At 73.9% G+C, this 7,869-nt stretch carries 8 protein-coding genes; 4 read left to right on the top strand and 4 right to left on the bottom strand.

Going from position 1 to position 7,869, the window contains the following annotated elements; genetic code table 11:
- The first annotated feature begins 220 nt into the window (after positions 1-220).
- Positions 221-1,225, top strand: coding sequence for a sugar-binding transcriptional regulator (locus FFA01_RS13235; RefSeq protein ID WP_208720928.1), 1,005 nt, complete (start codon positions 221-223; stop codon positions 1,223-1,225).
- A 72-nt stretch (positions 1,226-1,297) separates the two neighbouring features.
- Entirely contained in the window at positions 1,298-2,248 is a 951-nt protein-coding gene (locus tag FFA01_RS13230) for a helix-turn-helix transcriptional regulator (RefSeq protein WP_146856660.1), read from the top strand.
- 103 nt (positions 2,249-2,351) lie between these two features.
- Here the strand turns inward: FFA01_RS13230 and FFA01_RS13225 are convergent, their stop codons facing one another.
- The 3 genes from FFA01_RS13225 to FFA01_RS16450 form a co-directional block, all read right to left on the bottom strand.
- On the bottom strand, positions 2,352-3,473 hold the full coding sequence (locus FFA01_RS13225) for an FAD-dependent oxidoreductase (protein WP_146856659.1): 1,122 nt from the start codon (positions 3,471-3,473) through the stop codon (positions 2,352-2,354).
- A gap of 68 nt (positions 3,474-3,541) precedes the next feature.
- Entirely contained in the window at positions 3,542-4,495 is a 954-nt protein-coding gene (locus FFA01_RS13220) for a ribokinase (protein WP_146856658.1), read from the bottom strand.
- A gap of 223 nt (positions 4,496-4,718) precedes the next feature.
- Complete coding sequence (locus tag FFA01_RS16450; protein ID WP_146856657.1) at positions 4,719-6,257, bottom strand: PhzF family phenazine biosynthesis isomerase; 1,539 nt, start codon at positions 6,255-6,257, stop codon at positions 4,719-4,721.
- A 75-nt stretch (positions 6,258-6,332) separates the two neighbouring features.
- Here FFA01_RS16450 and FFA01_RS13210 point away from each other — a divergent pair, with 75 nt between their 5' ends.
- Entirely contained in the window at positions 6,333-6,806 is a 474-nt protein-coding gene (locus FFA01_RS13210; RefSeq protein ID WP_146856656.1) for a GNAT family N-acetyltransferase, read from the top strand.
- Positions 6,807-6,822: 16 nt separating this feature from the next.
- On the opposite strand, the gene FFA01_RS13205 is transcribed toward FFA01_RS13210, so the two are convergent.
- On the bottom strand, positions 6,823-7,263 hold the full coding sequence (locus FFA01_RS13205; protein ID WP_146856655.1) for a MarR family winged helix-turn-helix transcriptional regulator: 441 nt from the start codon (positions 7,261-7,263) through the stop codon (positions 6,823-6,825).
- 89 nt (positions 7,264-7,352) lie between these two features.
- Between FFA01_RS13205 and FFA01_RS13200 the strand changes: the two genes are divergently transcribed.
- Complete coding sequence (locus tag FFA01_RS13200; protein ID WP_146856654.1) at positions 7,353-7,709, top strand: VOC family protein; 357 nt, start codon at positions 7,353-7,355, stop codon at positions 7,707-7,709.
- Positions 7,710-7,869: the final 160 nt, after the last annotated feature.

The following is a 7,869-nucleotide window of genomic DNA, read 5'->3' as shown; positions in this document are numbered from 1 at the left end:
CGGTCTCCGTGCTGCCGGTCGCGGGAGTGGTCGTCGTGGTCATCGCTGATGGCCTCCATGAGTCTCGCGGCCGCGACTGTGCGGCCTGGCCGCGTCGATGCGGCCTCCTTGGAGGTTACAACAGGCAGAACGGAAGTCAAGAACACAATTTCCGCTCACGATCGTGAGACTAGGATCGATCACCGTAGAGCAGGCGCCGGCAGGGGCGCGAGGAGGCCACGTGAGCGACGATCCGACGACGACCGCCGACGCCTCCGAGGCCGTGCCGACCGGCACGGGCCAGCGCCCGCCGCGCTTCTCGATCGACGTCGTCTACCAGGCCGCGCGGATGTACTACGTCGAGGAGGCCACGCAGGTCGAGATCGCCTCCCGCCTCGGCGTCTCGCGCCCGACCGTCAGCCGGCTCGTCTCGGAGGCGCGTCGCCTCGGACTGGTGCGGATCGAGGTCACCGACCCCTACCACGACGAGAACATCGAGCTCGGCTCGCAGCTCAAGACGGCGCTGGGCCTCCACGACGTCTGGCTCGCGGCCACGACCCACGCGACGACGCTCGGCGACAACCTGTCGGGGGCCGTCGCCGCCGCCCTCGAGAACATGTCGCTCAAGGCCGGCGACGTGCTGCTCGTGTCGTCCGGGCGCACCATGCACGACGTCGCCCGAGGGCCGCTCCCATCCCTGCCGGGGGTGCAGCTCGCCCCGACCGTCGGCGGGCTGACCGAGCCCTCGCCGTGGTTCCAGACCAACGAGATCACGCTGCGCGCCGCCGAGCGCAGCGGTGGGTTCCCGGCGTTCCTGTTCGCGCAGGCCCTGCCGAGCGTCGACATGCGCCGCTCGCTCGACGTCGACCCCGCCTTCCAGCACGTCGTCGGCCTGTGGGAGACCGCGAAGGGCGCCCTGCTCGGCATCGGCGCGCCGACGGTCACCCGCGACACCATCTCGCGGTTCATCCCCGTCGCCGAGGGCAGCTTCGACGACGCCGTCGGCGACGTGTGCCTCAACTTCTTCGACGCCGACGGGGACGCCCTGGAGTTCCCCGGGAGCGACCGCATGGTCCGCACCTCCCGCTCGGTGCTGCAGCGGGTCCCGCACGCCGTCGGGGTCGCGGTCGGTCTCGAGAAGGTGCCGAGCATCCTCGGGGCGGTCCGGGCGCGCCTGGTCAACGAGCTGGTCACGGACACCGTGACGGCACGGGCCCTGCTCGCCGAGTCGACCCGCGCCTCCTGAGCCGCCGGCCAGCGCCTCCTGAGCCGTCGACCCGCCCCACCGAGCCCCCGCGCAGTGGCATCATGAACGCTGATGGGTGACGACGACGCGGTGATGGGCTCGGAGACCTCCGGGACGGACCTCGACGACGCCCGCGACCTCTACGGGACGCACTACCCCGGCGACCGCGCCCTGATGGACGTCGACGGGACGCCCTTCCGCTACCGCTACACCGCGCGCGGCGGCCCCGACGTGAGCGTCCGCACCTCGGAGTTCCGCGGCCGGGCCCGCGGCTCGTCCGACGCCAGCCGCGAGTACATCGTGTCGTGGCTGCACGAGGGGCACGCGACCGTCGAGCACGCCGGCGAGCTGGCCGAGTACACCGCCGGGGTGCCGCGGATGTCGCCGACGGAGGCCTACGACTTCGAGTTCGTCGACTACCGGCAGAGCCTCGTGCACCTCGACGCCGACTACCTCGAGCGCGTCTCCGCCGAGCACGAGGGGGCTGCGGGCGGACGACTGCGCTTCGACCACATGGCCGTGCCCTCCCCCGCCGCGCGGGTGGGGTGGGCCGGCGTGCTGCGCGAGGCCGTCCCGCACGTGGTCGCTCCGGGCACGCCGCCGCTGCTGCGACGCGAGGCCGACCGTCGGATCGCGATGGCCGTGCTCGACACGTTCGCCCACGAATCCGACGCCCCGTCGGCGACCGAGACCGCCGTCGGGTCGAGCCGGGTCCGCGACGCCGTCGACTACATGCACGCCCACGCCCACCTGCCGCTCACCGTCAGCGACGTCGCGGCGGCCGTCGACCTCAGCGCACGAGGCCTCCAGGCCGCGCTGCAGCGCTCGCTCGGGCAGACCCCGTCGGCCTACCTGCGCTCGATCCGCCTCGACCGCGTCCGGATCGAGCTGACGATCTCGGATCCCCGGCAGACGACCGTGGCCGAGATCGCGCGCGGCTGGGGCTTCGGCCACCCCGGCCGGTTCGCCGCGGCCTACCACGCACGCTACGGCGAGTATCCGGGTGAGACTCTCCAGCGCTGACCGAGCCGCTGCCGGGAGCGTCGATCGAGGGCCGAGGAGGCGCGGGCCGAGGAGGCGCGGGCGCGGCGTCGAGGACGACCGGCGCGTCCGGCACGGCCGGCCCTCAGGCGGCGGGGCGTCCGAGCTGCCGGAACCGCGCCGGGGCCTCGCCGTCCTCGACCAGGTCGACGAGGATCTCGCCGATCAGGGGCGTGAACTTGAAGCCGTGACCCGAGAAGCCGGCCCCGACCACGAGCGGGCCGACGCGGTCGAGGACGAAGTCCTCGGTGTCGGTCGACGTGTAGGTGCAGCTGATCGGGTCGGCCGTCTCGGCGTCGACGCCGGGCAGCCACTCGCGCGCGTACCGGCGCAGCGCCTCGAACTGCCGCGCCTCGGGCTCGAAGGTGCGAGCGTCGGGATCGGTGACGGGGCCCGTGCCGTGCCAGCCCGCCTTGACGCCCTCGCCCGGGGTCAGCATCCCGTAGACCGGCCCGTACCACCAGGCCTCCGCCGCCGCGTCCGGGTCGGGTCGGTGGTTGAAGCCGGGCCACACCGCGTCGGCGTCGGTCACCCGGAAGTGCGCCGGCTGCTCCTGCGTCACCACGAGGCGAGGGAGGCGCGCGAGGCCCCCGACGAGGCCTTCCGTCCACGCACCCGCCGTCACGACGACCCGGGGCGCGACGTACTCCTCGTCGGCGGTGACGACGCGGGCGCTGTCGTCGCCCTCGACCTCGATGCGCTCGACCGGGGTCGACCAGCTCACCTCGGCGCCCAGCCCGGTCGCGATCCGCTCGAACGTGGCGAGCGTGTCGGCGGCGCGGATCCGGCCGCTGTCGGGCACCCAGAGCACCTCGGTCTCGAAGCGCAGGCCCGTCCAGCGCGCGCCCGCGTCGGCCGGCGGGAGGAGCTCGCTCTCGATGCCGCGCTCGGCGTGCAGCTCGCGCATGCGGCCGAGCATGTCCGACCTCCCGTGGTTGACGACGCCGACCAGGTCGAGCAGCGGAGCGTCGGAGACCGCGGCGAGCTCGTCCCACAGGCTGCGGGCGCGGGCGACGAGATCGACGTACTCGCCGTCGTCGTAGGCGATGTTGAAGTTCCGGGTGGAGCCGTGGGAGGCGCCCTGCAGGTGGCCTCGCTCGAAGCGCTCGAGCAGCACGACGTCGTGACCGCGCACGGCGGCCTGCCAGGCGGTGGCGAGGCCCATCGCGCCTCCCCCGACGACGACGAGATCGACCTTGCGTGCCATGGCTGCGCCTCCTGAGGGCTGTTCGGTGCTGCTGCTTGCGGTGCTGCTGCGTGCGGGAGCCGCGCGGGTCAGACGAGCGCGTCGACCTCGGCGCGGGTGGGGACCGAGCGGGCGGCGCCCTCGCGCCCGACGGCGACGGCCGAGGCCCGCGTCGCGATCGCGAGGGCGTCGGCCCAGGTCTCGTCGTCGGCGAGCGAGGCGGCCACGTAGCCGATGAACGTGTCGCCGGCGGCGGTCGTGTCGACGGCCTCGACGCGGTGCGCCTCCTGCTCGATCGGGGTGCCCTCGCCGACCAGCGTCGAGCCGTCGGCGCCGAACGTGCACAGGAGGCGGACGCCGAGACGGTCGGCGAGCGCGGCGGCCGCGGCGCGGACGTCGGCGGGGGCGTCGGTGCCGGCGTCCGTGGCATCGGGCACGTCGTCGCCCGCGCCCTCGGCTGCGAGCAGGTCGGCCAGCTCGCTCGCGTTGACGACGAGCAGGTCGAGGTCGTCGACGAGCGAGAGGACGCGCGGGTCGGACGGCGCCGAGTTGAGCACGACGAGAGCGCCGCGGTCGCGCCCGGCTCGGGCGGCGGCGGCGTTGACGGCGAACGGCACCTCGAGCTGCAGCACGACGATGTCGCCGCGCTCGACGGTCTGCAGCGACGCGCGGACCGCGTCGACGTCGATCGCCCCGTTGGCGCCGGGGACGACGGTGATGAGGTTCTCGCCGGACGAGTCGACCGACACGATGGCGCGTCCGGTGAGCTCGTGGTCGACGCGGGCGACGCCCGAGGTGTCGATGCCCTCGGCGGCGAGGGCGGCGACGAGCTCGTCGCCGGCCGGATCGGTGCCGACGGCCCCGACGAATCGCACGGTGGCCCCGGCGCGGCTCGCGGCCACGGCCTGGTTCGCGCCCTTGCCTCCGAGCTCACGCAGAGCGCTCGTCGCCGTGATGGTCTCGCCCGGGGCGGCGTGCGTGACGACGGTGAGGCGCAGGTCGTCGTTGACGCTGCCGACGACGTGGACGGTGTGCGGGGCCATGGTTCCTCCTGGTCGCGGCGCGGCGGTCGACGCCCATCACGTCGCACCCGCCGGGCACCCCCGCGATGCTATCGCCGCCCGCCGTGCCCGACGCCGCACGACGCCGTCGCCGCCGCACGACACGCACCGGCGAAGGCGGGCACCGCGCCAGAGGATGGGCACGGCGCCACGATTTCCCGTGGTGCCATGCCCATCCTCTGGTGCCGTGGACCGTCGGCCGCGCTCAGTCGATCGGCCGCGCCGTGCCCGTCACCGTGATGCCGCCGACGGGCGGGACGTCGACCACGAGCAGGCTCGGTCGCCCGACGTGCTGCCCCTGCCTCACGACGATCCGGGCGGGAGGCGCGACCTCGCCGAGGGCCCGCAGGTACCCGCCGAGCGACGCGGCCGCCGACCCCGTGGCCGGGTCCTCCGTGATGTCGCCGACCGGGAACAGGTTGCGGGTCTCGACGAGAAGGCCGCCGGACTCGTCGACGCCCTGCCGATGGACGACGGTGACCGTGCCGGCCCAGCCCCGTTCGTCCATCAGCACCCGCACCTCCCTCGGATCGAAGCGGAACGCGTCGAAGACGGCCTGCTCGCGGACGGCCACGACGGGGTGCCAGTTGCCGGCGAACGCCTCGCGCAGCGGCCAGCGCTCGTCGAGGTCGGCGCGCTCGAGACCGAGGAGACCCAGGAGGCGGTCCGCCACGAGAGCGTCGAGGTCGCGCACCGCGGGCTCCACGCTCGTGAACGCGGCCGTCACCGACTCGTCACCGGGAGGCGCGTGACCGGCGTCGCCCGCGCCTCCCGACGATCGTGCGGTCTCGATCACGACGGGGCCGACCGCCGTGTCGAGGGTGAAGGCGCCGACTCCGCGACGCTCGGCGAGCGCGACCGCCGTCGCGATGGTCGCGTGCCCGCAGAACGGGACCTCGGCACCGGGTGAGAAGTAGCGGACGGCGACGTGCCGGGCACCGTCGTCGATGCCCGGGTCGACGACGAAGGCCGTCTCGGCGTAGCCCACCTCGGCCGCGATGCGCTGCATCCGCTCGTCGGTCAGACCCGAGGCGTCGAGCACGACCCCGGCCGGGTTGCCGCCGCCGGGTCCGGCCGCGAAGGCCGTGAGACGCAGCACCTCGACGGGCGGCTCGGCCGGAGGGGGCGGGGCCAGAGGGATCGCGGTGACGGGAGCCGAGGCAGCGGGGCCGGTGGAGTCGATCACGAGGTCGAGGGCGGCGCGTTGCCGGGCGGGCGTCCACCGTTCTTGGTCGCCGGCGGCGAGGCCGGCGATCCCCTCCACGGCGGCCGCGAGCGCTGCCGACCGGTCGCTCGCGTCGATCGGCCCGATCGGGTGGGCCGCGATCAGCAGCCGCTCGAGTCGGGTGGCGAACGCGCGGCTGTTGACGGCATGGCGTTCGGCCAGCACGGGGTCGCCGAGGGCCGCCGCGAGGAACCCGACCCAGACCCGCGCCTCGGCGAGCTTCTCTGGGTCGGTCGGCAGGGCTCCCCCGAGGACGGCGCTGAGCGCCTCGACCGGACCGGACGCGGCCGCCTCGAGCGCGTCGGAGCGGATGCGCGTGCGCTCGTGCAGGACATCCCGGGCGTGCAGCAGCAGCGCCTGCTTGTCGCGGAAGGTGTGGAGGACGAGACCCGTGGTGCAGCCGGCGCGCTCGGCCACCGCGCGCAGGGTGAGCCCGGTCGGGCCGAGCTCGGCCAGGGTCGTGAAGACGGCCTCGGACAGGCGGCGTCGGGTCTCGCTCGTGTCTCGGGTACGGGGCATGGTTCGAGCGTAACGCCTGTTACCGTAACGTTCGTCACCGGATCTCCGGACCGCCTCCTCACCGAAAGGTCGACCATGACCTGGCAGATCGCCTCCACCCCGTTCGACCACCCCGACGCCGACGCCCTGCGACGCGAGCAGCGGCGCGAGCTCGACGCGCGCTACGGCAGCGACGACCACGAGCCGGGCACTCCCCCGTCGGCGGCGGACGTCCCGGTGTTCCTCGTCGCCCGCACCGCGGACGGCCGGGCGATCGCCTGCGGCGGCCTGCGCCCCCTGGCCGACGCCGTCGCCGGGCCGGGTTCGGTCGAGATCAAGCGGATGTACGTCGCGCCCGAGGCGCGGGGGACGGGCGTGGCGACCGCGGTGCTGCGTGCGCTCGAGGCGGCCGCCGGCGATCTCGGAGCTCGGCAGGTGATCCTCGAGACGGGTGTCCTGCAGCCCGACGCGATCCGGTTCTACGAACGCGAGGGCTACGAGGCCATCCCCCTGTTCGGCTCCTACATCGGCAGCGACGACTCGCTCTGCTTCGGCCGCACCCTGTCGTGAGCGGACGCCGTCGCCCTCAGCGGAGGGCGACCGCGCAGCCGCGCAGCATCTCGGCGAAACGCGCGCGGTCGGCAGCGGTGAGCCCTGCGGTCATCCGATCCTCCACCGAGCGCACGGCCGCGCTGGCCTGCGCGAGCTGACGGCGACCGGCGTCGGTCAGCTCGGTCGGGAGGGCCCGCCCGGTCGATGCGCGCTCCGCCCGCCGCACGAGCCCCTCGCTCTCGAGGGACTGCAGCAGGACGTTCATGGACTGCCGCGTGACGAACGCGCCGCGGGCCAGCTCGGAGTTGGACAGACCGGGCCGCTGGGCCAGCAGCTCGAGGCACGAGTAGTGCGTGATCGTCATCCCGAGGGGGCGCAGCTCGGCCTCCATCGCGGCGCGGAGCGCGCTCGACGTCTCCTTCAGCAGGTAGCCGACGGACGTCGCCAGGTCGATCGAGGGTCCCTCTTGACTCATGTCAGTAGTCTGACATAGCCTCGTACGTGTCAGTTGACTGACATACAGGTAGCGACTCGACGGGAGTCGCTCGACACAGGAGGAACCTCATGACCGGCCCCAGCTTCATCTCCCTGCAGGTCCGCGACATCGACCGATCGGCCGCCTTCTACGAGGAGCACCTCGGCCTGACGCGCCAGGCGGGCCCGCCGCACGCCGTCGTGTTCGACACGGCGCCCGCCGCCTTCGCCGTCCGCGGCCCCCTGCCCGGCGTCGACCTCGAGGCGGGCCCCCTGGGCGTCGGGGTGGGCGTCTGGATGCACGCGCCCGAGGCGCAGGCGATCCACGACGCCATGGTCGAGGCGGGCGTCGAGATCTCGTCGTCCCCGATCGACGGACCCTTCGGCCGCACGTTCACCTTCGTCGACCCGGACGGCTACCTGATCACGCTGCACGACCGCGCCTGAAATCGGCCGGAGCGCGACGCCGCGCGACCCTCGACCGGGGGTGCCCCCAACTGGGCACAATCCTCGCCCCGGGCCGCACCGAACTCATGACGGGTAAGCAATGCAATCGGAGAACCACATCGGATTCGGGTCCGATGCGGTCATCGGGCCGGAACGCGTG

The organism is Frigoribacterium faeni, assembly GCF_007988805.1.
GTDB lineage: Bacteria > Actinomycetota > Actinomycetes > Actinomycetales > Microbacteriaceae > Frigoribacterium > Frigoribacterium faeni.
The sequence above is the reverse complement of the archived record's forward strand: the minus strand, read 5'-3'. Positions and strand labels throughout refer to the sequence as shown.

Excerpts from the sequence above, each read along its gene's own strand:
- FFA01_RS13225 (WP_146856659.1), bottom strand. The coding sequence starts at position 3,473 with ATGGCACGCAAGGTCGATCTCGTCGTCGTCGGGGGAGGCGCGATGGGC.
- FFA01_RS13230 (WP_146856660.1), top strand. The coding sequence starts at position 1,298 with ATGGGTGACGACGACGCGGTGATGGGCTCGGAGACCTCCGGGACGGAC.
- FFA01_RS13200 (WP_146856654.1), top strand. The coding sequence starts at position 7,353 with ATGACCGGCCCCAGCTTCATCTCCCTGCAGGTCCGCGACATCGACCGA.
- FFA01_RS13220 (WP_146856658.1), bottom strand. The coding sequence starts at position 4,495 with ATGGCCCCGCACACCGTCCACGTCGTCGGCAGCGTCAACGACGACCTG.
- FFA01_RS13205 (WP_146856655.1), bottom strand. The coding sequence starts at position 7,263 with ATGAGTCAAGAGGGACCCTCGATCGACCTGGCGACGTCCGTCGGCTAC.
- FFA01_RS13210 (WP_146856656.1), top strand. The coding sequence starts at position 6,333 with ATGACCTGGCAGATCGCCTCCACCCCGTTCGACCACCCCGACGCCGAC.
- FFA01_RS16450 (WP_146856657.1), bottom strand. The coding sequence starts at position 6,257 with ATGCCCCGTACCCGAGACACGAGCGAGACCCGACGCCGCCTGTCCGAG.